Source organism: Paenibacillus sp. NPDC056722, assembly GCF_042790635.1.
Lineage (GTDB): Bacteria > Bacillota > Bacilli > Paenibacillales > Paenibacillaceae > Paenibacillus_AQ > Paenibacillus_AQ agri.
Genome location: NZ_JBHTYV010000001.1, coordinates 848,646 through 874,776, shown reverse-complemented (window position 1 = coordinate 874,776; position 26,131 = coordinate 848,646). Strand labels below are relative to the sequence as shown.

The window sequence follows — 26,131 nt, the reverse complement described above, 5'->3', positions numbered from 1 at the left end:
CATGAATGCTCGAACAGATCGATATGTTTGCAAAAGTCTCCAGTGAAGGCGGAACAGGCCCGACTGGATATGATGCTGACGACATTCAGGTGCTCGAAGGTCTGGTTGCGGTCCGCAAACGGCCCGGCATGTATATCGGCAGTACGAGTTCGTCGGGACTGCACCATCTGGTATGGGAAATAGTGGATAATGCCGTAGATGAGCATTTAGCCAAATTTTGTTCCAAGATTGAGATTACCCTGCGCAAGGACGGCTCGGTAACCGTAACGGATAATGGACGGGGCATACCGACAGGAATGCATAAAACAGGTGTGCCCACACCTCAGGTCGTATTTACAATGCTGCATGCGGGCGGCAAGTTCGGTGGCTCCGGTTATAAGAAATCGGGCGGACTGCACGGCGTTGGCGCCTCAGTAACGAATGCATTGTCAGAATGGCTGGAAGTGGAGATCTACCGGGATGGTAAAATCCATCGTCAGCGCTTTGAATATTGGGTGGACGACAGCGGTAAGGAGCATGTCGGTGAGCCGGTGACCGGCCTCGACATTCTGGGCAATACGAACAGAACCGGTTCGAAGATTACATTCAAGCCGGATATTCGTGTCTTCCAGCACGGCATTGCCCTGAATTATGATACGCTCTCCGAGCGGGTACAGGAAATTGCTTTCCTGAACTCCGGGCTAAGAATTATATTGACGGACGAACGCAGCGGTCGCCAGGACGAATTTTTCTACGAAGGCGGCGCTAGTCAATTTGTGCAATACCTGAATGAAGGCAAGGATGTACTGCATGATGTCATCCATTTTAGTGCCGAGAAGGATGATATTGAGGTCGAAATTGCGATTCAATATAATGCAGGCTATACAGAAACTATTGCCTCCTTTGTTAACTCGATTCCGACACGGAGCGGGGGAACGCATGAGACTGGCTTTAAGACAGCTTACACCCGGGTCATGAACGACTATGCCCGCCGCACGCAATTGCTCAAGGAGAAGGACAAGAACCTTGAGGGTAATGATTTGCGTGAAGGTATGATGGTTGTTATTAGCATCAAAATGGCTGAGGTAGAGTTTGTGGGCCAGACGAAGGACCAGCTCGGCAGTTCCTCGGCCCGTAGTGCAGTGGATTATATCGTTGCCGAGAACATGGCGCGTTTTCTGGAAGAGAACCCGCAGGTCGGACAGAGCCTGCTGAAAAAGTCGATTCAGGCCTCCAAGGCACGTGAAGCGGCGCGCAAAGCCCGTGACGAGATCCGCAGCGGCAAGAAACGTAGCGAGAGCTCCAATCTGGGTGGCAAGCTGACTCCGGCGCAATCCAAGGACTTTTCGCGGACCGAATTGTTTATTGTAGAGGGTGATTCTGCGGGCGGTTCGGCCAAGCAGGGCCGGGATTCCAAGATTCAGGCCATCCTTCCGCTGAAAGGCAAGCCGATGAATCCCGAGAAATCCAAGCTGTTGGATATTCTAAAGAACGACGAGTACAAAGCGATCATCGCCGCAATTGGAGCGGGGATTGGTACAGAGTTTGCGGTAGAAGACAGCAATTATTCCAAAATCATCATCATGACCGACGCGGATACGGATGGCGCGCATATCCAGGTACTGCTGCTAACCTTTTTCTACCGTTATATGAAGCCTTTGATTGACGCAGGCAAAGTCTTTATCGCCCAGCCTCCGCTCTACAAGCTGACCCGCAAATCCGGCAAGCTGGAGACTGTACGTTATGCCTGGACTGACGAGCAGCTGCAGAACTACTTGAAGGAATTCGGCAAAAATTTCGAGTTACAGCGTTACAAAGGTCTGGGGGAAATGAACCCTGACCAGCTGTGGGAAACGACGATGAATCCCGAATCCCGCACTTTGCTGCAGGTACAAGTCGACGATACTGCCAAGGCTGAACGCCGGGTATCGACGCTGATGGGTGATAAGGTCGATCCGCGCAAGCGCTGGATTGTTGAGAACGTCGATTTCACCGAGATTGTGGAGTAGTAGATTGAGGAATAGAAGGTGAGTGCCAATGAGTAGTTTATCAGAACAATTTTTGCCGGCTATTCTGGAAGAGGTCGTCGGTGACCGCTTTGGCCGGTATTCCAAATATATCATTCAAGACCGTGCCATTCCCGATGTTCGGGACGGTCTGAAGCCGGTGCAGCGCCGTATCCTGTACGCGATGTACGATTCAGGCAATACACCAGACAAACCCTATCGTAAGTCTGCGAAGACTGTAGGGGACGTAATGGGTAACTATCACCCACACGGTGATTCATCCATCTACGAAGGCATGGTACGCATGGCGCAGCCTTGGAAAATGGGGCATGTACTGGTGGACGGGCACGGCAACTGGGGTTCGATGGACGATGATCCGGCAGCGGCAATGCGTTATACCGAAGCCCGGCTGTCACCGATTGCCATGGAGATGATGCGTGACATTGAGAAGCGTACGGTACTCTTCAAGGACAACTTTGACAATACGGCTAAAGAGCCAGTAGTTGTTCCATCCCGTTATCCTAACCTGTTAGTGAACGGTACTAGCGGAATTTCCGCTGGTTTTGCAACCGAAATTCCGCCGCATAACCTGCGGGAAGTCATTGATGCCTGCATTGCGGTGATGCAAAAGCCGGATATCGCGCTTGAGGATGTTATGACCTTCATCAAAGGGCCGGATTTCCCTACAGGCGGCACCATTATGGGCGGTGAAGGCATCATGGATGCCTACCGGACAGGCAAAGGCCGTATCTATCTTCGCTCCAAGACCGAGATTGAGAACCTGCGCGGCGGCAAGCAGCAGATTGTAATTACCGAGGTTCCATTCCAAGTGGTGAAGTCCCGGCTTGTTACAGCCATGGAGAATATCCGACTTGAGAAAAAGGTAGAGGGCATCGCTGAAGTCCGCGACGAAAGTGGTCGCGAAGGTCTGCGGATCGTGGTCGAGCTGAAGAAGGATGCGGATGCTCAGGGGATTCTGGCTTATTTGCTTAAGAAAACTGATTTGCAGGTTACCTACAATTTTAATATGGTGGCCATCGTAGATAAAGCGCCACAGCAGCTCGGACTTAAAGCCATTTTAGAAGCTTATATCGGTCATCAACGCGAGGTAGTTACGCACCGGACCCAGTTTGATCTGGAACGCGCCGAGGACCGTGCCCATGTATTAGAGGGACTGGTTAAGGCGCTTAATATTCTGGATGAGGTTATCGCCGCGATCAAAGCATCGAAGAACCGCCAAGACGCCCAGAACAACCTGGTCTGGATGTTCGGCTTCACTGAACGTCAGGCAGATGCCATTCTTACGCTCCAATTATATCGTCTGACCAATCTGGAGATCACATCGCTCCAGAAGGAGCTTGATGAGTTGCAGGCACGGATTGAGAAGCTGCGCGGCATTCTGGAGAGCGACAAGAAGCTGATCGCCGTGATCCGTAAGGAGCTGCTGGAGATCCGTGATAAATACGGCATCGACCGCCGTTCCATTATTCAGGAAGAAGTAGAGGAGATCAAGGTCAGCCTTGAGGTCCTGGTTAACGCGGAGGATGTACTGGTAGCCCTTTCGGCGGACGGTTACATCAAGCGGACCAGCCTGTTGTCCTTTACCCGCTCAGGCGGGGAACGTCAGACCTCCGGCGTCAAGGAAGGCGATCATATCGTCAAGCTGCTGGATTTGAACACAAGGGATAACCTGCTCATCTTCACCCGTAAAGGGCAATACTTCCTCTTGCCGGTGCACCAGATTCCAGACTTTAAGTGGAAAGAGCCGGGGACGGCTATTGTCAATGTTATCGGGCTCGCCAAGGGCGATGGTATCGTCAGTGTGTTGCCTGTGAATAACCTGGATGATCCGCTGACCAGTCTCGTCTTCGTTACCCGTAAGGGCCAGGTGAAGCGTACGGAGCTCAAGGAGTACTCTACAAGCCGTTCCGGCGCGGTTGCCGCATGCAAGGTAGGTGCAGGTGATGAAATCCTTACAGTGGCTCCTAGCCGGGGTGAAAAGGAACTGGTGCTGGTCACCCGAGAGGGCATGAGCATTAGGTTCCGTGAGAATGAAGTGAATCCAATGGGCCGAGTCGCTTCTGGTGTACGGGGAATTCAACTGCGCGAAGGCGATGAAGTAGTGTCCTGCTTCTGGGTTAGCGAGGATGAAGGCGAGATTCTGACGATCTCCGACCTGGGGTATGCCAAGCGTTCCCTGCTGCTGGATTATCCGTCGCAAAGCCGTGGCGGCAAAGGCATGCCGACGTTTGAATTCAAGGAAGGCAAGCGTGTCCGTCCGAATGGCAGTCGCTTGGTCGGTGCTTTTTACTGTAAAGAACCAGTGGGACTACTTGCTATTACGCGTGACGGATTGTCACATGTCTTCTCCTCGGAATCAGCACCGCTGGGTGAACGGAAATCGACCGGCAAGCAGATTGTGCCTGTAGAGAAAAAGGATGAGATCATCACCTTGTTCCCGGCCATACAATAATAGATTTATTTAACTTAGGGATTGCAGGTGTGGAAATAAGTCTCTCCCGGGTGAACATAAAGGAAGATACGCTGATTTGATGGTGTATAGATTGAAGGTGTTGCTTTGAAGATGCTTTGAAGATGCTATGAAGAATGCTCTGAAGATGCTTTGACTTAAATATGCTTTGTTTTTTGGTGTCCGACTGCTTTCCTTAAGAAAGCGGTTGGGCACCATTTTTCTTAGAAAGAGGGTGGAAGTTGCGGTTGCTGGGATTATTTATTTTCCAAGTTAGCAGGAAATGGAATCTCTTTCTCGAAAATGTAATATAAACCGGTAGGGAGAACACCAGAACGACAGTAACGCAAGGAAAGGAAGGAATACGTGTGCACGCCACTGAATTCAGTAAGATATGGCATAAGATTCTGAAAGACTATAAGCTTCATATGGACAGCAAGCTCGCTCCGACGCTTACCGATGCCCAATTGACCGTACTGGAACTGCTTCAGGAACGTGATGCGATGAAGCCTTCCGATCTAGCTCCGCATCTGGCAACCAGCCCGGCGGCGGTGACCATGCTGCTGGACCGGATGGAGAAGCATGACCTTATCGCAAGAGAACGTGATGGAGGGGATCGCCGCATTGTCTGGGTCAGCATTACAGAGACAGGTAAGCGCGAGTCTACACGGGGGCTGAAGATCCGCAGCGATTTTTTTGCCGAGGCCCTGGACCCGATCTCATCGCATAACCAGCAGCTACTCCTGTATCTGATGGGCAAAATGGTTGTCGCTCCAACCCCCGCCCCGACACCGGAGGGCTCCACTCCGTAACATCCCGAATTCATAGTTTGGCGAGTTCATTGTATCGCTCAAAGTGAATATGTTATTCGATAATGATCAAAGGAGCATCTTCGAAATAGTAAAGCACAGTAGCTGAGGGATGCATGAGCTGAGGGTTGCACGAACTGAGGGTTGCATGAATTGAGAGTTTCATGAAGTGAGGATGGCATGAACTGAGAGTCACATGAACTTAAGGAATTCATGGCTGAGAAATCCATGTAACTTTCGAAGGGTATTAAAATAACGAGCACTTCAACATTTCGCAAGAACGTACTTTACTTGGAATGATGAATTCCAATAATTATCAGTCTTTTCTGCTGGCGGTTGTTTGTGGATGGAGATCAATGAAGTGAATCAAAACCAATGAAGTAAATCAAAGATCATTAACGGGAAAAACTCCTGTTAATGGAGCGATAATATAGTTATTTTAGAAAATAACAGGAAAAACTCCCGTTAATATGGCTGATAGACTGACTTATTGTGTCAAGTGAGGCTAATAACAGGAGAAAATCCTGTTATTTTTGCTGTGGGCATCGATTTGGATGAATTAACAGGAGAAAATCCTGTTAATGTTTCTTCTTTGGTTTACGGTACTAAGTTTAGTGAGAGTTGCAGCCTTGACAGGCTGCGCAATTAATGTAAGCGCTCAATAAAATTACTATCAGATCACTTTAACCTTACTCTGTCCTCACTGTAGGATCGATACAATCTCACTGTAACCTCGATAGCTGGATTTCTAAGAAGCAGTAGCATCGTTAATAGTGGTGCTAGCAGTACCATCAGTAGCAGTGGTACATAGCAGAAGCAGCAATGGGTGCCAGCAGTAGCATTGGTATAAGCAGAAGCAGCAGTGGTACGTAGTGGTACATAGCAGTAGCAGCGTTAATAGTGGTACCAGCAGTGCCAGCAGTAGCAGTGATACATAGCAGAAGCAGCAATGGGTGCCAGTAGTAGCATTGGTATGAGCAGAAGCAGCAGTGGTACGTAGTAGTACATAGCAGTAGCATCGGCACCAGCATTACCAGTATTACCAGCGGCATAGAACTAGCAGGGTACTAAACACTCAGATCGTCGCCGAGCATCAGCTTACAAAAAAACAGGCCCTCCTTAACGGACGGCCTGTTTTTGCAATTCCTGTGCCCAGAGGTTCCAAGGGAAGCTCTGTGGCGGTAAGGAGATTAGTTCGATTTCATCCTTTGTCACAGGATGCGGGAAGGCAACCACTGACGACCAGAGAGCAATCTGCTGCCCTGGCTTGTTCACGGCAGCGCCGTACTTCTGGTCGCCGTACAGCGGACAGCCGATCGAGCTGAGCTGGACGCGGATCTGATGCGAGCGTCCAGTGAGCAGGTCGATCTTTAGCAGGCTATAGCCCTCTGCGGTGCCGAGCACAGTATAGTCGAGGATGGCTTCTTTGCCCCCCGGTGTGCCTTTACGGACCACCGAGACGGTGTTGGTGGCAGAATCCTTAAGCAGCGTGTCCACGAGCCGTCCGCTAAGAGCCGGAGGCTTCCCATGCACCACCGTAAGGTACACCTTGCGGAAGCTGTGGGTACGAACGCTGTCCGACAATCTGGACGCGGCCTTGGAGGTCTTGGCGAAGATCATCGCGCCGCCAACAGGACGGTCCAGACGGTGAACTAGCCCCATATAGACGTTGCCTGGCTTGTTGAACCGCTTCTTGACATCTTCTTTAAGCAAGGTAAGCACATCGTTATCCCCAGTAGCGTCTTCCTGAACGGGGACGTTTACTGGTTTGACGATCCCTAGCAGATGGTTATCTTCATACAGGATCTCAAAAGCAGAGGAGACGCTGTTAGCGTCGTCCTGCCCGCCTTGTAAATGCGGGGCCATGGCTTAGGACTCCCAGCGGCCCAAGATGCCGCAAGGCAGGTTCAAGCCGGAGGAGGTAATCGGCAAGCCGATTTCACCGGAGGTGATTTTCCCGCCATAGCGTTGTCCCATCGTCATGGACAGCATGTTGCTTAGCACGGTCGGCGAGATACCTGTAGTGTAGGAATTAATGAGCATGAACAGCGGATTGTCGCTCAGAATCTGCATGCAGCTCTCCAGGAACGGATACAGACTCGATTCCAGCTTCCACATTTCACCGCCGGGTCCTCTTCCATAGGATGGCGGGTCCATGATAATGGCATCGTATTTGCTTCCACGGCGTTGTTCACGCTGTACGAATTTGAAGACGTCATCGGTAATGAAGCGAACCGGACGCTCGCCCAGGCCCGACAGCTGTACATTTTCCTTGGCCCATTGGACCATGCCTTTGGCTGCATCGACATGCACAACGGAAGCGCCGGCGCTGGCAGAAGCTACAGTAGCTCCACCGGTGTAGGCAAACAGGTTCAGCACCTGGATAGGTCGATTAGCCGATGAGATCTTGTCCATCATCCAGTTCCAGTTGGCAGCCTGCTCGGGGAACAATCCCGTATGTTTGAAGTTGGTAGGGCGCAGGTTAAACTTCAGATTCCCGTAGCTGATCCGCCAGTTGTCAGGAATGGTCTTCTTCATTTCCCATTGTCCGCCGCCTGCAGAGCTACGGTGATAGTGACCGTGCACATCCCGCCATCGTTGCGTTTCGTTGTTAAGCGGCCAGATGATCTGCGGGTCCGGACGGCGCAGTATCACATCGCCCCAGCGTTCCAGCTTTTCTCCCCCACCAGTATCAATGACTTCGTAGTCTTTCCAATCACTTGCTATATACATTTCTTTATCCATCCTTCAAAAATTCATTTAGCCTTTATTGTACAACATTTCGCCGCATAGCTACAAACAAATTGGCCTGAATTCCTCATGTATTTGCGGTTGTACGCTGGCGCCGGACAAGCGGGTTGTGTATGATCAGGTTAGATTATCCTGTTGCATCCCCTGCACAGACTATTACTCGGCTATCAGGCCGGAAAGGAACGCCTATGTACAACCTCGCACAGCACTATCATCCGATCACGGCAACGCCGGCAATGAGCAATGAAATTCCGCCTTCCAAGCTGCTGGCACCATACATACGTTGCTTCTGGGGCTCGGACGATATGTCAGTGTCATGGACTCCAGCACCGTCTGCCGACTCTGAAATCATCATTCCTGATACATGTATGGACATCATATGGGATTTGGATGAAGATACGGGCCGAAGCAGCACGCTTTTTCATGGCATCAATGATGCGCCTTTCGCAGTACCGGCAGATCGGGTGACAGCGGGGGGTTCCAGGTTTGCGATCCGGTTTTACTTTTGGGGTGTGCATTATTTCGCCGACGATCATCTACGAGATGTTCTAAATGCCCATGTTGATGTCGAAGCTTACTTTGGCACCTTTAGACGCGAGCTGGGGGAGTTGTTGACCCATACAAGCACGATGCCAAGCAGGATTGCAGCTGCCGAAGCTTATTTGTTACGTAGGTTAGAGAATCGATGTAGAACGAATGACAACGTGATGAATGCCGTGAACACAATTCTTCAATCAAGAGGTGTCGTTACTGCTGAGGAGCTGCAGAGAGGTTCAGGACTCAGCCAGCGCCAACTGGAGAGGTTATTCCGTGAATATATAGGGATTACTCCCAAGAAAACCGCGGATCTGGTCCGCTTTCAGAATACATGGCAGGAACTGTATCATCTGACTCGTGAAAAGCTCAATATGCAGGATCTTGTGTATGCGTACCGCTTCAGCGATCAATCTCATTTCAATAACAGTTTTAAAAAATATGCCGGAAGAACGCCCCTTGAGGCACTGGCTGCTGCCGGGCGGTAATGTCGTTTTTTTGCAATACTTCGCTGGGAGAATTGGTTACATTATTGATGAGAGTACAAAAGAAGTCCATAGCATCAACACATATGAAAGGGGAATCTCTTATGATTTCAGCATTCGAAAGTATTAATATCTACACGAAAGACACTGCCGCATTGACGGCATTTTACCGCGATGTACTGGGTATTCCAGTACCCTTCGAGGGGTATGGCAATTTTGACGGAGCCAAAATCGCTTTTGACAGCAGCCAGCCAGGCATTATCGTCTGGGACGAGAACAAATGGGACAAGCTAACTACAGGGCAGGTCAATCTCGTATTTTCCTGTAGCAATCTTGACGAAACTTTTGCCGAGCTGAAGTCCAGAGGGCTGGACTGTAAGCCTCCAGTTGTCATGGAATACGGTGGCAAGGAAATGAATTTCCGCGATCCGGATGGCAATAGCATCACCTTGCTAGAGGGTGCGTACTAACTTTCTTTTTAGGTCGGAATAACACCACCACTGAGTCTTGATAACAGGGTTGTTTTTCAGAAAAATAAGAATGTCGGCTATTCTAACCAGAGATATCTGGGGTGGAATGGCCGGCTTTTTTGGGATTCAGACAACTAGATCTGAAGGGGAAGTATTATTTATAGTTGACACTGATAATCATTATCAAATAGAATGGTTATGAAAATGTTAACCTTATGATTGCAGGAATAGAAATCGAGAAATGTTCACAACCATAGGTGAGTCAGACTATAGGATGTTTACAGCGATAAAGTTGGATTGGGGAGGAACAGATTTATGGCTAAAGTATTAGTAGCGTATGCCAGTCTTACTGGAAATACAGAAGAGATTGCTGAATTGATCGTAGAAGGAATAAAACAGGCAGGCGGAGAGGCTGTATTGAAATCAGTCACCGACTGTAATGCTGATGAGATAAAAGAATATGAGGGTGTATTGCTGGGTGCCTACACATGGGGCGACGGTGAGTTGCCGGATGAATTCCTTGATTTCTATGAAGAAATGGATGAACTGAATCTGTCTGGCTTCAAGGCGGCGGCCTTCGGTAGCGGTGATACCGGGTATGAGATCTATTGCGGTGCCGTAGACACCATTGAGCAGAAGCTGAAGGAACTGGGCGCAGAGATCGTGCAGGAGAGTCTGAAGATCGAATACGGGCCGAGCGCTGCTGAGAAAGATGCCTGCCGGCAGTTCGGGCGCCAATTCATCGAAGCCTGCGCGGCGGTTTCATAGGGATGGGCCGTCTGGCAGGCAGTATGGCAGCAAGCACAGGAGGCGAACCAGTCGCAGAGTACAGCCGTCTGCATGACTACCGGATGGAGCATATTATGCAAGGCGGATCGGTAAAACAGGGCAAAGGCGCTTTAGCGACAGGGCTTCCCCGCTGGCGGCAGCAGGTGCAGTATGCGGTAGGGCATACACTGAACGATTTCTACAGTCTTCAGCCCGAGGTACGCAGAGAGACCCCTGTACAGTTTCTACTGGAACGCCGGTGGCCGCCCAAGGGTGAGGCGTTTCCATCACTGCTGCATTATTGGGACATCAAGACTACCATCGCCGATGAACTGATGCGGATTGTCTCTGTTAATCATTTGCAGGAAATTCCTGTGATGCTCTATGAGCAGTGGTTCGTCCCTGTCCCCGAATTGGAAGTGGACTTGTCGATGATCTTTCAGTTGGCCTGGAATTCCGGGACACCGGGGCGTAGCCTCAGCATACAGAAATTCATGGTCAACGGGAACGAGGACGTGATCACTGGATTTCTACATATGGCCAACGTGTTTTGCAACCAAGCATACGGACAACCGCCAGAAACGGTGGAAATCTATTCGCTGCTGGATGGACGCAAGCATTCCTTCGATGGCGGGGCAGTTTCATATGCGGAATCTCTGGATTATGTGCGCTTGTTGTCGGTGTTTCTGGACCAAGCAGAACTGGCAGACCGAGTCGTTTGCTCCAGTAACCGCAGGAGCGACAAGAATGAGGATGTCTGCGGACGTTACGGATTGATGTAACAGAGCATAAGCGATGTTTCTAATTGAAAAAAACAAAGAACACCCTTTCCTCCGGTCATACAGACCAGACTAGAAAGGGTGTTCTGTTTACATTTTATTCGTTAACAGGCCGTATCAGCACTGACTTAACCGATAAACTGATAATAGTCCTGCTTGTTCAAAATCAGAAAACCGCAGCTTTCATACAGCTTTAGCGCGTTGGGATTATCCAGCGCAACTTCCAGATTGATGCCATTGTAATTACGCTGCTCGCGCTCAATCGTCTGCAGTAAGGCACTGCGACCGATGCCGAGACCCCGCATGGTTTTATCCACAGTAAAGCCATAAATCCAGGTCTCATTATTTTCTGTGTTCAGGCGCATCTTACCTACAGGCCGTCCGTCAAATTCAAGGATGATGTGTTCTTCCGCTGCATCATGCTTGTTCAATTCGGTGGCTTCCTCCAGCGACAGGCCAAAAGCATCGGCATCCAGTTGGTTTAAGAAGGCAGTCTCTTCCGTACGTGCCGGGCGCATATTCACAGAGGCTCTCGCTGAACTGTCACCACCGCTATAGCGCTTGGCAGCTGCGCTGTCCCATTTCATCTGATACTCGGCATGACTAAAGGTCAGCGGCAGTGTAGCAAGAAATCCTGCCCCTGAGGTAGAGGCCCCAGGCGCATTCAGTAGAATCTTCTTGAACTCTTTAGCCTTGATGATATCCAGTGCCTGGTTCCATAACTTTGTGAAAATCCCCCGTCGCCGGTAGCCCGGACGAACCATTCCGCAGATTTCCACCTCGCTGCCAAAAGCATAAAGCCCAATAAATCCGACGAGCAATCCGTCCTCGTAGCTTACAAGCCATTCCGCTCCACCGGGAGCTGAGCCTAAGCGCAATGATTCCCAGTTCAGCTTGAGCGAGATGCCATCATACTGCTCGCATTTTTGTTGCAATTCTTCTATATCTTTCAATGTGTTCTTTGTAGTCAAACCCGTTCCCTCCAAATGTGACGGTATCCCGCCCGATTATAGTAGTTCTGGGGAAACGGGGGCCGACCTTCAGGAAGACCGGCTTCCGTCTCCGCTCAGTACATCCTGATACTCAGGATGCTTCTTGAATTGATGCGCAGCGTAGGAGCATTCCGGTACTATTTTCAAATGCTCTGCACGCGCTTTGTCCACGACAGCCTTAACGAGATCTTCCCCGGCACCTTGGCCGCGCAGCTCTTCAGAGACGAATGTATGGTCAATGACCAGGTCTCCAGTCTTTTCATCAGCTGCATATGTAATCTCGGCAAGGTCTTTGTCGTCACCGGCAACAAAAAAACGACCTTCTCCATGTTGAATTTTCATCTTATAAATCATCCCCCGAAAAGTTAATGCCTATATCTTACTACTTCTGTTTTCAAAAAGCGATAGAAGAGTACTTACAAACCGAATGCTTGCGCGTTCGCCGGGATATACAATAAGATAAAAGCACTAATCTGGCACTGAACAGAAGCTGCAAAAGGAGGAATGCCCATGAATTACGAGGTTGAGGTTCAATTTGAACCTGTCTATGAATTACTGAACAGCGTACATACGTTTATATGCAGGAAGTCCTATAAGAAGATTGATCTGGGCCAGGCTTGGGCGGTGGAAACGCGAAATATGCTGAGCAAGGAACTGCTGAACCTTCTGGACGAGACGGAGCTGAATAATGATTGGAAGACGCTGAACCTGCTCATTTACCAGTGTCCCTGTAAGGAGAGTGTGGAAAGTGTTCTGGACTGGATCGAAGGGTTGACGGTCGGGGAAATTTACGAGACCCTTTCGGAATTTGTCACAGTGTTTCCTGCTCAGATGGAGGCGTTTCGCGGTAAAATGCTCTTTTTACTGAGAGAGTGGAACGCACAGTATTTCAGCCAGCAGAAGCCAGAGGTTACCCGGCGGCTGCAAGGTCATGCGGATCAGAAAAAGGAAGAACTGAAGACGTTGTCCCCGGAAGATTTTATTAATCAGACTACGAACGGCTTTTATTTTAACCCCATAGACGGACTTCAGAAGCTGATACTAATTCCGCAGTTTCATTTCCAGCCAGCTAACATCATCTACCACTATGGCAAAATAACAATCTGTCATTACTCCGCACGGATTTCACTGGCCGAGGAGGAGGAGATGTCCCCGTTCATGTACCGGACGATCCGCAGTTTGGGAGAGAAGAGTCGTCTACGAATTCTGCAATCCCTCAGTGGAGAGCGTAAAACTTTTACCGAAATCGTCAAGGATGCCGGCATCTCCAAGGGAATTGTCCATGATCATATTTTCAACCTGCGCTGCGCGGGTTTGCTGTACGCCTATATTGACGGAGAGAATGTAACGACTTATAGCCTGCGTTTGGACGGGCTGCACAAGATGAACGAGCAATTGCTGGAGTATTTAAAATAACTTCATATTCCATGAACAATAGGGCGCCCTAGGCGCTCTTTTTGTTTATCAGGAAGATATTGAAATATTTAAATTCTTTATAAACAGAAAAATAATAAAGTTCTCTATTTACAGAACACTAATTTCTTTCTATAATGTGAACTATCGGTTTTTAAACATACTTAGTGGGTAGGAATAATAGTTTTTGCTGAAAACTACAGAAAAACAGGGAGATGAGTCCATGAAACAACGATTAATGCTGATCACTACATTGCTGCTTACCGGTTCACTGCTGCTGTCCGCTTGCGGAGGCAACAATGCCAATACGGCCGGAAACGATGCGACTAAAGGGAATACGGGAACAACGAACACAAGTACGGCTCAAAGTCCCGCCACGAATGCTCCGGGAGCGGAAGTTGTACCGGCTGGTGCGCTAAGCGAACCGTTCACAGCCACCGATTTGTCCAAGCTTCCGGCTACCGCGCAGAAGCGTAATGATACGATTATTGTAGGTTTGACCGATCCCAGCGGGGCGTTCACCCCTTATTTTCAACAAAGCGGATATGACGGCAACGTTTCTTCCTTGCTCTATGCCTCACTCGTAACGGTGGATGAAAAAGGTGTGCCAACACCGGAGCTGGCGGAGAGCTGGGATATATCAGAGGATGGACTTACATACACTTTTCACCTTCGCAAAGATCTGAAGTTCAGCGACGGCTCACCATTGACTGCAGATGATGTGGCTTTTACCTGGACCATTCAATATGACAAGGCTTATGACGGCGGCTCCCAGCTTCCGACGCTGAATGTGAAGGGTGGCAAAGCATACAAGGAAGGCACTGCTCAAAGCATCGAAGGTATCAAGGTCATTGATCCACAGACGATCTCAGCCACACTTGAAGTACCTAACGCGACAGCGCTGGTGACCTTGGGCTCGAACGTATTGTCGAAAGCCTACTATGGCAAGGACTATAAGTTCGGTCATCTGGAATATATCAAGAAGCTTCATGAACATCCGCTCGGCGATGGTCCTTACAAGCTGGAGAAGTTTATTCCGGGGCAGGAAGTCCGCTTCGTCGCCAACGAGAATTATTTTAAAGGCAAGCCTAAGACGGAACACTTCATCTACAAAACAACTGAAGGCGATGTATGGCAGTTCCTGGAGACCGGAGAAGTGGATTATGCTGCGTTCAGTGCAACAGAAGAGAATATCGAGAAGCTGAAGGGCCTGGGTTTTGTGAACATCATTCCTTATACGCCAAGCACCTATGGTTATATGCAAGTCAATCTGAAGCATGAGCAGGTAAAAGATAAGCTGGTGCGTCAGGCGATTGTATACGGTCTGGACCGGCAAAGTATCTATGTAGATGCCGCCCAAGGTGCAGGGTCAGTAGCCAATATTCCGGCATCGCCGATCTCATGGGCTTATACGGAGGAAGGCATCAATCCATACAAATATGATCCAGAAAAAGCTAAACAACTACTGGATGAAGCAGGCTGGAAGGTAGGGTCTAATGGAATCCGTGAAAAGGACGGCAAGCCGCTGTCGATTCATTACCTGGGCTCGAAGAGCAAGAACACGGATATTTTTATCGCTGTAGCCAAGGAGAACTTTGCAGCGATCGGCATTGATTTCCAGCCGGAAGTGTTCGCTGACTTCAACTCGCTCGTTTCCAAGGTGGAAGGCGGGGATTATGATCTCGTTTCCTTCTCTACCAGCATGCTGACCGATCCATCTGAGGGCTTCATGCAATTCTTTAATGGTGAAATCAAGGATTACGATAATCCAAAATTCATAGAGCTGTATAACAAGGCGCTGGCGACCACGGATATTGAACAGCGCAAGGTGGTTTACAAAGAGCTGTATCAGCTGTTTAACGACGAACTGCCGATTATTTTTACCAACTATAAGAAGACAGTGTATGCCTATAACGGCCGCATCGGCAATCTCACCGTCAGTCCGTACATCGGACTTGCTGGTAGCCTGCCGGAATGGACGCTGAAATAAAACAGCAAACGTCCCCTGCTTGCACGACTCTGGGCAGGGGATGTTTGATAAGGAGCCTGTCATGAGCACTTATTTAACTAAACGATTACTGTACATGATTATTATCCTGTTCGGGGCCTCGCTGCTGATCTTCTGTCTGTATGCCTCGACACCCGGGGATTTCATCACTGGCAACATCAAATTGACGGCAGAACGTAAAGCCGAGCTGCGGGAGATCTACGGTCTTAATAAGCCAGTGCTGGAACGTTATGGGCTCTGGATGAAGAACGCGCTGCACGGTGACTTCGGTTACTCGCTGGCTCAGCAGAAGCCGGTGCTACAACTGTTCAATGATTACATTTGGAATTCATTTCTGCTGGCCGCTGTATCCACGTTTCTAACCTGGGTGATTGCGGTCATTATCGGTGTAGTCTCGGCCTATAAGCAGTATTCCTGGTTCGATACATTGGTGATGGTGGCGATTTTTGCGGCGATGTCGCTCCCGTCCTTCTTTATTGGCCTCTTCCTGATCAAGATTCTGGCCGTGGACCTGAAATGGCTGCCGCCGGGCGGAATCATAACGACAGGCAGCAACGCCACCGGGTGGGAATACATCAAAGAAGTCGTGAGGCATATGGCACTGCCGGTTATCGTCATGACGCTGCTGGGACTCGGCTCACTGACCCGCTATTTCCGCAGCAATATGATTGATGTGCTGAGACAGGATTATATCCGCACAGCCCGGGCCAAAGGCTTAAGGGAACGCAAGGTGCTGTTCACGCATGCACTTCGCAATGCCCTGCTTCCAGCGATTACGCTGGTTGGATTCGAGCTTCCGGCGTTGTTCGGCGGGTCGCTGATTATTGAGAAGATTTTTAATTGGCCAGGCATTGGCCAGCTATACATGCAGTCCTTCGGACTGAGGGATTATCCTCTGCTGATGGGCTTTACGATGTTTATTGCAATACTGACCGTAATCGGAACGCTGCTATCGGACTTGCTCTATCGCATTGCCGATCCGCGGGTCCGGTTGCAATGAGGAGGGACTACATTGGCTGTTAACAGCAGTTTAGCTCCGGTACGCCGGGCAGGGGCAGCAAGCGGGAGGTCCTCGTTATTCAGGCAGTCTGTGCGGAGGCTTCTTCATAACAAGCTGGCGATGTCCGGATTTGTGGTTGTCCTGTTTATGTTTGCGCTGTGTTTTGTGGGCCCGCTATTCTCCCCCTATACAGACAACAAGATCAATATGGCGATGATGAACAAGGCGCCAGGACTGAAGCATTGGCTCGGGACGGATGCCTTGGGAAGAGATATTCTGACCCGTGTAATGCAGGCCGGGCGTATATCCCTTACAGTCGGGCTGGCTTCTATGGTCTTGTCCGTCTTTATTGGTGCTCTACTGGGAGCAGTGGCTGGGTATTATCGTGGCGTCGCTGACCAGATTATCATGCGGGTCGCCGATCTATTGCTTACTGTTCCCGGTCTGCCGTTACTGTTCATCTTCGGTGCGTTGTTGTCGGAGTGGAAAATTCCGACAGATTATCGTATGTATATCGTTATGCTGATGCTCAGTATTGTGAACTGGCCGGGGATGGCCCGGATGGTCAGAGGTCAGATGCTCAGCTTACGCGAGCGTGAATTTATGCAGGCAGCCGTTGTGCTGGGCCTTCGTGACCGGCGTAAGCTGTTCAATCATCTGCTGCCAAATATCATCCCGCTGCTGATTGTAATGGCCACGCTTAATATCGGCGGGGCGATACTCAGTGAATCGGTACTCAGCTTCTTCGGCCTGGGGGTTATGCCGCCTACGCCAACCTGGGGCAACATGATTGATGCGGCAAATAACATGATTGATTTTCAGCAGCGGCCATGGTTGTGGATTCCGCCGGGACTTTCGATTTTTGCTACAGTAATTGCCATTAACATATTCGGGGATGGTCTCAGAGATGTGCTGGACCCGAAACAGAAGAGGTAGGTGACCAGCATCATGAACAACTTAATGCGCATAGACGGTCTCAGCACGCACTTCTTCACGGAAGACGGTGAAGTCAAAGCCGTGGACGATGTCAGCTTCCGGGTGCGGGAAGGGGAGACCGTCTGTATTGTCGGCGAGTCCGGCTGCGGGAAAAGCGTGACTGCAATGTCCATTATGGGGCTTGTCGAGTCACCGGGCGGCAAAGTCACGAGCGGGAGCATTGAGTTTCAGGGAGAAGACCTGCTGCAACTGGATAAGCATACACTGCGCAGTATGCGTGGTCATGAGCTCGCAATGATTTTCCAGGAGCCGATGTCCTCATTGAATCCGGTGATCAAGATCGGGGAACAAATCATGGAACCGCTGCGGGTTCATCTGAAGCTGAACAAGAAGGAGGCACGCGCCAAAGCTATTGAACTGATTAGCCAAGTCGGTATTTCCCGGCCTGAGCAGATTGCAGATAGCTATCCGCATGAACTGAGCGGCGGGATGCTGCAGCGGATTATGATCGCCATCGCGATTTCCTGCGGTCCGAAGCTGCTCATCGCCGACGAACCGACTACAGCGCTGGATGTGACGATTCAAGCGCAGATTCTGGACATGCTGCGACAGTTCAAAGCCGACTCGGGTATGTCCATTCTGCTGATCACACATGATCTTGGCGTGGTAGCGGAGATGGCTGATTATGTGATCGTGATGTACTCCGGCAAGATCGTGGAGGAGGGCGAGGTTGTAGAATTATTCAGCAATCCCAAGCATCCGTACACCCGGGGATTGCTCAAATCGAAGCCAGTGATCAATCAGCGGCAGGAAGAGCTGTACTCGATTCCGGGACAGGTGCCGAATCCCCTGGAGCTTGCACCCTCCTGTTACTTTCATGATCGCTGCGAACATTGCATGCCAGTGTGCCGCAGCAAGGAGCCTGTTCTGCAAGACGTTGGCAATGGACAAAAGGTGTCTTGCTGGCTTTATGAGGAGGCGTTAGTCCATGCCTGAGGCGCTGCTGGAAGTGAATCATTTGAAGAAGTATTTTCCGATTACGAAAGGACTGCTTAACCGCACAGTGGGTCAGGTGAAGGCTGTGGATGACATTAGTATCCGGCTGCAGCCAGGGGAGACCTTCGGGCTGGTCGGAGAATCCGGCAGCGGCAAAAGCACGGTCGGCCGCACCATTCTCCGCCTGACCGAGAAGACGGCTGGCGAAGTGAAGTTCAAGGGTGTGGATATCCACACCCTGCCGCCCGAAGAGCTGCGTGGGCTGCGGCCCAAGATGCAGCTGATCTTCCAGGACCCGTACAGCTCGCTGAATCCGCGGGTACGGGTAGGGGATGCCATCGGCGAAGCGCTACTGGATCACGGGTTATGTCCCCGTAGCGATGTACGAGATCTGGTGCTGGAAACGCTGGAATCCTGCGGATTATCTTCTTACCATATCGACCGTTTCCCGCATGAATTTTCGGGCGGGCAGCGTCAGCGGATTGGCATTGCGCGGGCGTTGATTCTGAATCCTGAGCTGATCATTGCTGACGAGCCGGTCTCTGCGCTGGATGTATCCATTCAGGCCCAGATCATCAACCTGTTCAGCAAGCTGCAGCAAAGCCGTGGACTAACGTATTTGTTCATCTCCCATGATCTCAGTGTGGTTGAGCATTTATGCTCAACCATCGGAGTCATGTACCTTGGCTCTATGGTCGAGACGGCATCCCGGAACGAACTGTTCCGGCATCCGCTGCATCCCTATACCAAGGCGTTGCTGTCAGCGGTGCCGATTCCGATCCCGAAGCTGAAGCGGGAGAGGATTGTGCTGAAGGGTGATATTCCGAGCCCGGCGAATCCGCCATCGGGCTGTAAATTCCATACGCGCTGCCCCTTCGCCGAAGAGGTCTGCCGCTCACAGGTTCCCGTCTTCCGGGATGCCGGAGGCGGACATTTTGTAGCGTGTCATCTGGTTTAGGTGCGCCGAAAAGCTTAACTTTACTCGATAGGGTACTGGAATAACGAGAATGGCTCCTGTTATTTTGCTTCAATTCTCTTCTTTTCTAAAGATAACTGGAAAAACTCCTGTTAATTACCTCATGACTAGAGCATTACGGAGAAAAGAGGTTAGATTATTAAGTTCATACTACGTTAGTTGCCTCAGCCCTGTGAAAAAATGATAAAATGGGTTTTATTACCTAAGAACAGGGGATGGAGAGACATGAGGGTGACACTTGCAAAGGCTGTGGAGTCAGACGCGGAAGCTCTTCACAACATTCAAGTCCAAGCTTTTCTGCCTTCGTTGGAAAAATACAAGGATGAGGATACCAGTCCGGCCAATGAAAACATTGAAAAGGTGATGGGCAGAATTACGAATCCTCAGGGCGGATTTTATAAAATTGTGCTGGATGACGTGCTCGTCGGGGGCATACGCGCGACTTGGAAAGAGGATGAGAGCCGGATGTGGGTGGGGCCACTCTTTATCCTTCCTGAATACCAGGGAAAGGGGATAGCCCAAAGAGCGCTTAATCTGATCATGGAGATGTTCCCGCAGGCGGCTACTTGGGAGCTAGCGACGATTGCACAGGAAGAACGAAACTGCTGGCTGTATGAAAAAATGGGTTTTGCAAAGACGGGGGAGCATAAGGTGTTAAATGATAAAGCAATGCTTGTCTTTTATCGGCGGATAGGATAAATACTTATTGATCAATGGGTCATTTGGGGTTTTGCTCGCGGTAGGATCAAAGTCCCGAACAATTTGATTTATGGATATTTTTATCATTTATGACTTTTTTGACTTGTCCCATCCGCAGTGCTATACTGATTCCAATGCAGCTAAATATGGTTAATAAGAGACTGATTAGACATACATATCTAATCGGTCTTGTTTTTTAAATCCCTACTTAGGAGGAATTGTTATGAATACAACAGTACGTTTGACCGAAAGATCCGGCAAGGCCGCTTCCCAGCGGCGTAAAGGCTTTGTACCGGTCGTTGTCTACGGTGCAGGTTCAGATACTCACTCCTTTTCTGCGGATGCAAAAACGATCAACGAAATTTTGAGCAAGAATCCGCGGGCGATTCTGAAGCTTGAACTACCGGGTGCAGGCGCCAAAAATGCTGTGATTCAAGAAGCGCAGCGCCAGCCGTTATCGCGCAATTTGCTGCATGTGGATTTTCAACAAATTGATATGAAGGCAGAACTGGATACTAAGGTTGCCTTTCATTTTACAGGAGACCCGGCGGGTGTGAAGAATGGGGGCGTACAGCAGGTAGAGTTGTATGAACTGGATATTCGCACACTGCCGGATAAATTGACGGCAACGTTCGATGTGGACATCAGCAGCCTGGAGATTGGTGATCAGCTGCTCGTCTCCGACCTGCCGAAGCATGAGGGCTGGGAGATATTGACACCGGAAGATACGCTAATCATCCGGATCGCACCGCCGGTAGCTGCAGAGGCGCCAGACGCTGAAGAAGCTGGTGAAACGGCTGCAGACGCTGCTGCCGAGGCCAAGACTGAGGAATAAGACAGGCTGCGTTGTGGCGCTGGAACAGGTTTAAATCACAGGAGCAGGCAAATCCCTTTGGGGAATTGTCTGCTCTTTTTTGTCACTATGAATAGGACGATTTATGGATCACTTGGTGCTAAAAGCTTGAATATACTTGTTCAGATCACTCCTGAACTTCCGGAGAATCATAAAATCATAAATAACATGGGTGGGATCAGGATCTGTATCCTGATACAGGTAGTAACTGAAGCATGCTCATTTCTCCTAATTAGAAGTCTGTGACCAATCTGGCTTGCCTAGAAAGGACGTCCCAACATCCGGTAAGATCCTCGCAGTGGTGCATAGCCTAGGCGCCGGTTGATCTTTAGGATCGGAGCATTAGTGGAATCGTTGTCTGTTCGGATATAATCTGCACGAACACGTCTGGCGAGCTGGATGGCTTTGAGTTTAAGTCCCAGCCCGACTTTACGGCCGCGATAGGCACGGCTTACCCCGGTATATTCATGATACATGCCGTTGGTTTGCTGATTGTGCAGCACATTGGATACTCCGACATACTTGTCGCCATCCGCAGCAATAATTACCTGTTCTGGCGCATAACCGTCTACCATCAAGTGCCATTTACGCCATTCTTCAATCACGGGAAAATCGCCTGTATATCCTGGAATATCAAACGCAGTTTCCTTATAAAGCTCATAAAGTTTCTGCTCAGAGACTTCGCCGGGCTCCTCCGCGAGTGTCGTGAAACGCAGGCCAGATTGCTCCAGCGACAAAATGACGCTTTTCTCGTCAAGATTCTCCCAGTCTACCTTCGCTATGTCCAGCACGGATTGAAAAATATGCCGCTCCTGCTCAAAGCCCCGATGTGCAGCAAAGTTAAGAGAATCCGGCTTATCGTCCCAAACCTGGGCCACAAGGGTGGAAGCTCCAAGCTGGCGGCCCCACTCAAGGGCAAGATCCAACAGCTTTTGTCCGATTCCCTGCCGACGGTGCTGCTCGGCTACGACCATCAAATTCACTAGTTGGCCCGGCTCCGTCCAGGGCGCACGCCAGCAATTGACGTACCCGAGAATTTCGTTCCTTTCATTCACCGCAACATAGCGGGTTCGGTCATAGCCTGCAAGCAATCCAAGTTCATCTTTATAGGTATAACCAACTTCGTAAAGTTTGGCATCATCTTCTGCAAGCTGCTCGGCAGTGGTCGGCTCCGCCCACTCCGTATTAAGCAATTCGGCCAGTCCGGTATAATCTTCCGGCAATTGCAAAGGCCGCAGTGTAATCGACATTGTGTTACCCCCTTCATTTCTTCTTTCATTATGGCTGGCCTGAAAACAGGATTATAGGGAAAAAACCGATATAGCAATTTTTGCCCATCTCCCAACCTAGACACCTTAGGGGATGTACTCCTTAGGGAACCATAAAATCATTCTTAGGGCGGAGGCTCCTTCACAGTGTTCTGGTATAGAATCAGAATGGAAAAACGGGAGGAGCCGTGAGCCGTTTAAACATTCAACGTAATGACGACCGAATTTTACGTGAGGGCATTATGCTCGTCCTAAATAGACTTAAATAGATTTAGGTTTAGTTTTAGATTTACAACGTAACAGTGTTATGTTACGATGGTCGCGAGGAGTGATCAATATGGAAGATAATCTGATATCCAAAAAGGATTTGCTGGATTTAACCGGCATATCATACGGCCAGCTCTACCGCTGGAAGCGGAAGCAGCTGATTCCTGAGGAATGGTTTATCCGCAAATCAACCTTTACTGGGCAAGAAACCTTTTTTCCGAGAAAGATGATTCTGGCCCGTATCGATAACATTGTAAGTATGAAAGACGATCTCTCGCTGGATGAACTGGCGGACAAATTATCTTCAGCTCCGCCGATCAGCAAGACAGTAATATCAGGTAAAGAGCTGTTGGAACGTAACATTGTTTCGACATTGGTATTAGAGCGCTTTGGCAAGCCACTGGAAGCAGAGGGGAAATACACGATTGATGAAGTGATGTATCTGTTCGTTATTGACAGCCTACTGAGCAGTGGAGAGATGAACCTTGAAGAAGGTGATCTGCTCTTCCGTACCTTACAGGAGAATTCGGCGAGATTGGAAGGGAAGGCATGGGAACTGTTTTTTATCCGCAAAATGGGTGTGACGTCGTTCCTTATTGCATATGCACCAACTGAGCTGATCTTTGATGCAGGGGTGCGGCTTGTCAACAGGATCACCGTAGGTAGTCTAATGGAGCAGTTAAGAGGAAAGCTTAATTAATGGAGGGAATGAGCATGGTGAAGCAACACGGTGATTTGGTCATTGCTGGCGTAGGGGGAGCTTCAGGAGGCACTTATGATACGGTTAGGCTGGATGGCGTAGCTACCGTTAACGGTTCGGTGGAGGCGCGGATTTTTAAAGGAAATGGTCATGTTCATATGAAGGGTGATCTTCGGGCAGAAGAACTGGAATGCAACGGTAATATGAATGTTAAGGGAAGTCTGAAAATTGGAACGCTCAAGGCGGAAGGTATGGTCCGAATCGGAGGTTCCTTACGGGGAGAATCCTGTGTGCTCAATGGTGTGATCAGTACAAAAGCGGATTGCGAGCTAGAGGAATTAACCGGAGAAGGGGCTTTTACGGTCAATGGCCTGCTGAGCGCGGGGCATGTGGATTTTGTCCTGCATGGACCAGGCAAGGCCAATGAGATTGGTGTCGAGAGTCTCGTGATTCGTCAGAACAATCAAGGGACGTGGAACAGGCTGCTAGGAGGAATGTTCCCTAAACTCAAGCCGGAGCTGAACGCCGGGACTATTGAGGGTGATTTCATTGATTTGGAATACACGAATGCCGATGTTATCAGAGGCAATATTGTGATCATTGGAGAGGGCTGCACGGTTGGAGCCGTGGAATATCGTTCACAGCTAACCGTACATCCGGGAGCCAGAGTAGGAAGGGAGGAGAAGATCGGTGTCTGACAATACTACGCTTAACAACCTCAGTATGGTGGGGACTAGCACTTCAGGGGGAGGTTCCTTTCTGAATGTTAAAGTGACAGGTGAGTGCCAATTCAATGATACTGTAGACTGTCGGAGGTTGAGTCTGACCGGTAATGTAAGGGTGGATGGTGACCTGCGGTTGGAGAAGCTGAAAGTGACAGGTGAACTTGCTGTAGCTGGAGTGCTTACAGGGCAGTCCTTGCGTGGAACCGGAGAGGTTAAAGCCGCCTCAGCTCGAATGGAGCAAATAGACTTTAGTGGAAGTCTTGTGGTACATGGTGATTGTGAAGCTGAGCAGCTGGAGATTTCCGGCGCAGCCGTGGTGGAAGGTCTGCTCAGTGCAGAGCGATTGCAGATCAACTTGTATGGGGCTGGTAAGGCCCGGGAGGTTGGCGGCGGTACCATTGTCATTAAGCAAAACAAGACAGGCAAACTGCTTAACTTAATAAAAGCGAAGCAGGATGTTATTTTCAGAGCAGATCTGATTGAAGGGGATACTATAGAACTGCAATGTACAGTAGCCGATACTGTTCGTGGCGGATCAGTGATCATCGGTCCGGATTGTGTAATTCAAACGGTGGAATACCGGGAGAAGCTGGAGATTCACAAGAATGCCATGGTGAAGCAACAGGTGAAGATCTGACAGGCTGCTCAGAGCAATATAGTGTGATATACAGAAATTAAGGAGTGGAAAAGATGAGTGCAGCCAAATCGCCCAATTTGGGCATAGTCATTGCAGGATTGCTGCTGGGGATATTGATGGCTTCTATGGACAGTACGATTGTTGCAACGGCTATGGGCAATATTGTAGGGGAACTAGGGGGCATGGACAAATTTGTCTGGGTAACCTCCGCCTATCTCGTTGCAGAAATGGCAGGTATGCCGATCTTTGGCAAGCTGTCGGATATGTATGGACGGAAGAAGTTCTTTATCTTTGGAATTATTGTTTTTATGGCAGGTTCAGCCTTGTGCGGAACTGCCAGCACGATTACTGAGCTTGCGGCCTATCGGGCGGTTCAGGGTATTGGCGGTGGCGCGCTCGTTCCTATTGCTTTTGCGATTATGTTCGATGCCGTTCCATTGGAGTCACGCGGCAAGCTGGGCGGTGCTTTTGGCGCGGTATTCGGTTTGTCGAGTGTGTTTGGCCCGCTGCTGGGGGCGTACATTACGGACCATATTGCCTGGCAATGGGTGTTCTACATTAATCTGCCGCTCGGACTGATCGCTTTTGTGATGGTAGTGTTCTTTTACAGAGAATCGCATGAGCACTCCAAGCTGCCGATCGACTGGCTGGGTGCAGGCACATTGCTTGGGGCGGTCATCTCCTTAATGTTCGCGCTGGAGCTTGGCGGCAAGGAGTATGCTTGGGATTCGGCGATGATTCTGGGATTATTCGCAGCGTTCGCCGTGTTGGCAGCAGTATTCCTGTATGTGGAGACGAAGGCTGCTGAGCCAATCATTTCGTTTGCACTGTTCAAAAAGCGGCTGTACGCCTTCAGCATCCTGTGCGCATTGTTTAGCGGAGCGGCATTTATTGTGGCTTCTGTATATATCCCGATCTTTATTCAGGGAGTTATGGGCGGTTCGGCGACGAATTCGGGGATGGTGCTGTTGCCTATGATGGTTGGTTCAGTAGTTACAGCATCAACAGGCGGCTTTTTGATGTCTAAAACAAGCTACCGCAGCCTGCTGATTCCTACACTAGCGCTGCTGGTGGTGGGGACAGGGCTTGTGGCAACACTTACGCCAGATGCTTCACGTCTACTTGTAACTGTGTATATGATCCTGATCGGTCTTGGTATTGGCGCTTCGTTCTCGGTGCTAAGCACAGCTGCTATTCACGGGCTGACCGCTCAGCAGCGTGGCTCAGCCAGCGCAACGCTTAATTTCCTGCGTTCGCTGGGGATGACTGTCGGGATTACCAGTTTTGGTATTATCCAAAGCCATTACTTCACCGGCAGCCTGTCCAGTATGTTCGCCGGAGGCGGGGGCGGAGGAGCTCCAGCCGGAGCGTTGGATTTCAAAGACCCGCATTCCTTGCTGTCACCGGAAGCTAGAGCGATGATTCCACCTGAAATCTTGTCCAAGATTACAGAAGGATTATCCTCTTCCATCACGCATACCTTTGCGTGGGCGCTCGTTCCGGCGGCCTTGGCGCTGCTGGCATCCTTCTTCATGGGCCGGCAGAAGATGGACGCCTCGGCAGCCGGGGACTCGGCGGCGTCCGGGCACTAGGTAGTTCTGGGTATGGAG

General features: G+C 49.9%; 24 protein-coding genes. 19 read left to right on the top strand and 5 right to left on the bottom strand.

All coding sequences use genetic code 11. The features are described 5' to 3' along the window. Positions 1-5 precede the first annotated feature (5 nt). From parE to ACFRAM_RS04110, 3 genes are all read left to right on the top strand, one after another. Positions 6-1,988 carry a DNA topoisomerase IV subunit B gene (parE, locus tag ACFRAM_RS04120; protein ID WP_175373605.1) on the top strand — a complete coding sequence of 661 codons (1,983 nt, stop codon included), beginning with the start codon at positions 6-8 and terminating at the stop codon, positions 1,986-1,988. A 28-nt stretch (positions 1,989-2,016) separates the two neighbouring features. Further along, positions 2,017-4,458: a DNA gyrase subunit A gene (gyrA, locus tag ACFRAM_RS04115; RefSeq protein ID WP_379464646.1), complete on the top strand. Its 2,442-nt coding sequence runs from the start codon at positions 2,017-2,019 to the stop codon at positions 4,456-4,458. Positions 4,459-4,823: 365 nt separating this feature from the next. Next, on the top strand, positions 4,824-5,267 hold the full coding sequence (locus ACFRAM_RS04110) for a MarR family winged helix-turn-helix transcriptional regulator (protein WP_379464645.1): 444 nt from the start codon (positions 4,824-4,826) through the stop codon (positions 5,265-5,267). A gap of 1,116 nt (positions 5,268-6,383) precedes the next feature. On the opposite strand, the gene ACFRAM_RS04105 is transcribed toward ACFRAM_RS04110, so the two are convergent. Together ACFRAM_RS04105 and ACFRAM_RS04100 are read right to left on the bottom strand one after the other, a co-directional pair. Continuing rightward, the gene (locus ACFRAM_RS04105) at positions 6,384-7,130 is read right to left on the bottom strand and encodes an RluA family pseudouridine synthase (RefSeq protein WP_379464644.1); all 747 of its coding nucleotides are present in this window, start codon (positions 7,128-7,130) and stop codon (positions 6,384-6,386) included. Between the two features lie 3 nt (positions 7,131-7,133). Next, positions 7,134-7,997 (bottom strand): class I SAM-dependent methyltransferase, encoded by an 864-nt coding sequence (locus tag ACFRAM_RS04100; RefSeq protein WP_379464643.1) that lies wholly within the window; start codon positions 7,995-7,997, stop codon positions 7,134-7,136. Between the two features lie 131 nt (positions 7,998-8,128). On the opposite strand from ACFRAM_RS04100, the gene ACFRAM_RS04095 reads away from it, so the two are divergent. The 4 genes from ACFRAM_RS04095 (at position 8,129) to ACFRAM_RS04080 (ending at position 11,054) form a co-directional block, all read left to right on the top strand. After that, entirely contained in the window at positions 8,129-9,037 is a 909-nt protein-coding gene (locus ACFRAM_RS04095) for a helix-turn-helix domain-containing protein (RefSeq protein ID WP_379464642.1), read from the top strand. 101 nt (positions 9,038-9,138) lie between these two features. After that, on the top strand, positions 9,139-9,504 hold the full coding sequence (locus tag ACFRAM_RS04090; RefSeq protein ID WP_379464641.1) for a VOC family protein: 366 nt from the start codon (positions 9,139-9,141) through the stop codon (positions 9,502-9,504). Positions 9,505-9,819: 315 nt separating this feature from the next. Then, the gene (locus ACFRAM_RS04085; RefSeq protein ID WP_379464640.1) at positions 9,820-10,272 is read left to right on the top strand and encodes a flavodoxin; all 453 of its coding nucleotides are present in this window, start codon (positions 9,820-9,822) and stop codon (positions 10,270-10,272) included. Between the two features lie 2 nt (positions 10,273-10,274). Next, positions 10,275-11,054: a hypothetical protein gene (locus ACFRAM_RS04080; protein WP_379464639.1), complete on the top strand. Its 780-nt coding sequence runs from the start codon at positions 10,275-10,277 to the stop codon at positions 11,052-11,054. A gap of 125 nt (positions 11,055-11,179) precedes the next feature. Here ACFRAM_RS04080 and ACFRAM_RS04075 read toward each other — a convergent pair whose 3' ends face one another. Continuing rightward, on the bottom strand, positions 11,180-12,022 hold the full coding sequence (locus ACFRAM_RS04075) for a GNAT family N-acetyltransferase (protein WP_379464638.1): 843 nt from the start codon (positions 12,020-12,022) through the stop codon (positions 11,180-11,182). Between the two features lie 69 nt (positions 12,023-12,091). Then, positions 12,092-12,385, bottom strand: a complete 294-nt coding sequence (locus tag ACFRAM_RS04070; RefSeq protein ID WP_175373595.1) for a GNAT family N-acetyltransferase — start codon at positions 12,383-12,385, stop codon at positions 12,092-12,094. 168 nt (positions 12,386-12,553) lie between these two features. Between ACFRAM_RS04070 and ACFRAM_RS04065 the strand changes: the two genes are divergently transcribed. The 8 genes from ACFRAM_RS04065 to ACFRAM_RS04030 all read left to right on the top strand — a co-directional run bounded on the left by ACFRAM_RS04065 (position 12,554) and on the right by ACFRAM_RS04030 (position 20,906). Then, on the top strand, positions 12,554-13,459 hold the full coding sequence (locus ACFRAM_RS04065; protein ID WP_379464637.1) for an ArsR/SmtB family transcription factor: 906 nt from the start codon (positions 12,554-12,556) through the stop codon (positions 13,457-13,459). 220 nt (positions 13,460-13,679) lie between these two features. Continuing rightward, positions 13,680-15,446, top strand: a complete 1,767-nt coding sequence (locus ACFRAM_RS04060; RefSeq protein ID WP_379464636.1) for an ABC transporter substrate-binding protein — start codon at positions 13,680-13,682, stop codon at positions 15,444-15,446. Between the two features lie 61 nt (positions 15,447-15,507). After that, positions 15,508-16,464 carry an ABC transporter permease gene (locus tag ACFRAM_RS04055; RefSeq protein ID WP_066362923.1) on the top strand — a complete coding sequence of 319 codons (957 nt, stop codon included), beginning with the start codon at positions 15,508-15,510 and terminating at the stop codon, positions 16,462-16,464. 12 nt (positions 16,465-16,476) lie between these two features. Further along, on the top strand, positions 16,477-17,400 hold the full coding sequence (gene opp4C / locus ACFRAM_RS04050) for an oligopeptide ABC transporter permease (RefSeq protein ID WP_066362920.1): 924 nt from the start codon (positions 16,477-16,479) through the stop codon (positions 17,398-17,400). Between the two features lie 12 nt (positions 17,401-17,412). Continuing rightward, positions 17,413-18,396: an ABC transporter ATP-binding protein gene (locus ACFRAM_RS04045; protein WP_379464635.1), complete on the top strand. Its 984-nt coding sequence runs from the start codon at positions 17,413-17,415 to the stop codon at positions 18,394-18,396. Next, positions 18,389-19,354, top strand: coding sequence for an ABC transporter ATP-binding protein (locus ACFRAM_RS04040; RefSeq protein ID WP_379464634.1), 966 nt, complete (start codon positions 18,389-18,391; stop codon positions 19,352-19,354). The genes ACFRAM_RS04045 and ACFRAM_RS04040 overlap by 8 nt, the downstream gene beginning before the upstream one ends. Positions 19,355-19,597: 243 nt before the next feature. Continuing rightward, entirely contained in the window at positions 19,598-20,071 is a 474-nt protein-coding gene (locus ACFRAM_RS04035) for a GNAT family N-acetyltransferase (RefSeq protein ID WP_379464633.1), read from the top strand. A gap of 223 nt (positions 20,072-20,294) precedes the next feature. Beyond that, positions 20,295-20,906 carry a 50S ribosomal protein L25 gene (locus ACFRAM_RS04030; protein WP_379464632.1) on the top strand — a complete coding sequence of 204 codons (612 nt, stop codon included), beginning with the start codon at positions 20,295-20,297 and terminating at the stop codon, positions 20,904-20,906. A 278-nt stretch (positions 20,907-21,184) separates the two neighbouring features. On the opposite strand, the gene ACFRAM_RS04025 is transcribed toward ACFRAM_RS04030, so the two are convergent. Next, complete coding sequence (locus ACFRAM_RS04025) at positions 21,185-22,174, bottom strand: GNAT family N-acetyltransferase (protein ID WP_379464631.1); 990 nt, start codon at positions 22,172-22,174, stop codon at positions 21,185-21,187. 355 nt (positions 22,175-22,529) lie between these two features. Between ACFRAM_RS04025 and ACFRAM_RS04020 the strand changes: the two genes are divergently transcribed. From ACFRAM_RS04020 to ACFRAM_RS04005, 4 genes are read left to right on the top strand one after another with little or no spacing between them, the layout of a single operon-like run. Next, a complete protein-coding gene (locus tag ACFRAM_RS04020; protein WP_379464630.1) occupies positions 22,530-23,159 on the top strand; it encodes a YhbD family protein in 630 nt (209 codons plus the stop codon). A gap of 14 nt (positions 23,160-23,173) precedes the next feature. Continuing rightward, complete coding sequence (locus ACFRAM_RS04015) at positions 23,174-23,857, top strand: hypothetical protein (RefSeq protein WP_379464629.1); 684 nt, start codon at positions 23,174-23,176, stop codon at positions 23,855-23,857. Continuing rightward, positions 23,850-24,521, top strand: coding sequence for a polymer-forming cytoskeletal protein (locus ACFRAM_RS04010; RefSeq protein ID WP_379464628.1), 672 nt, complete (start codon positions 23,850-23,852; stop codon positions 24,519-24,521). The genes ACFRAM_RS04015 and ACFRAM_RS04010 overlap by 8 nt, the downstream gene beginning before the upstream one ends. A 53-nt stretch (positions 24,522-24,574) precedes the next feature. Then, a complete protein-coding gene (locus tag ACFRAM_RS04005; RefSeq protein WP_379464627.1) occupies positions 24,575-26,113 on the top strand; it encodes an MDR family MFS transporter in 1,539 nt (512 codons plus the stop codon). Positions 26,114-26,131: the final 18 nt, after the last annotated feature.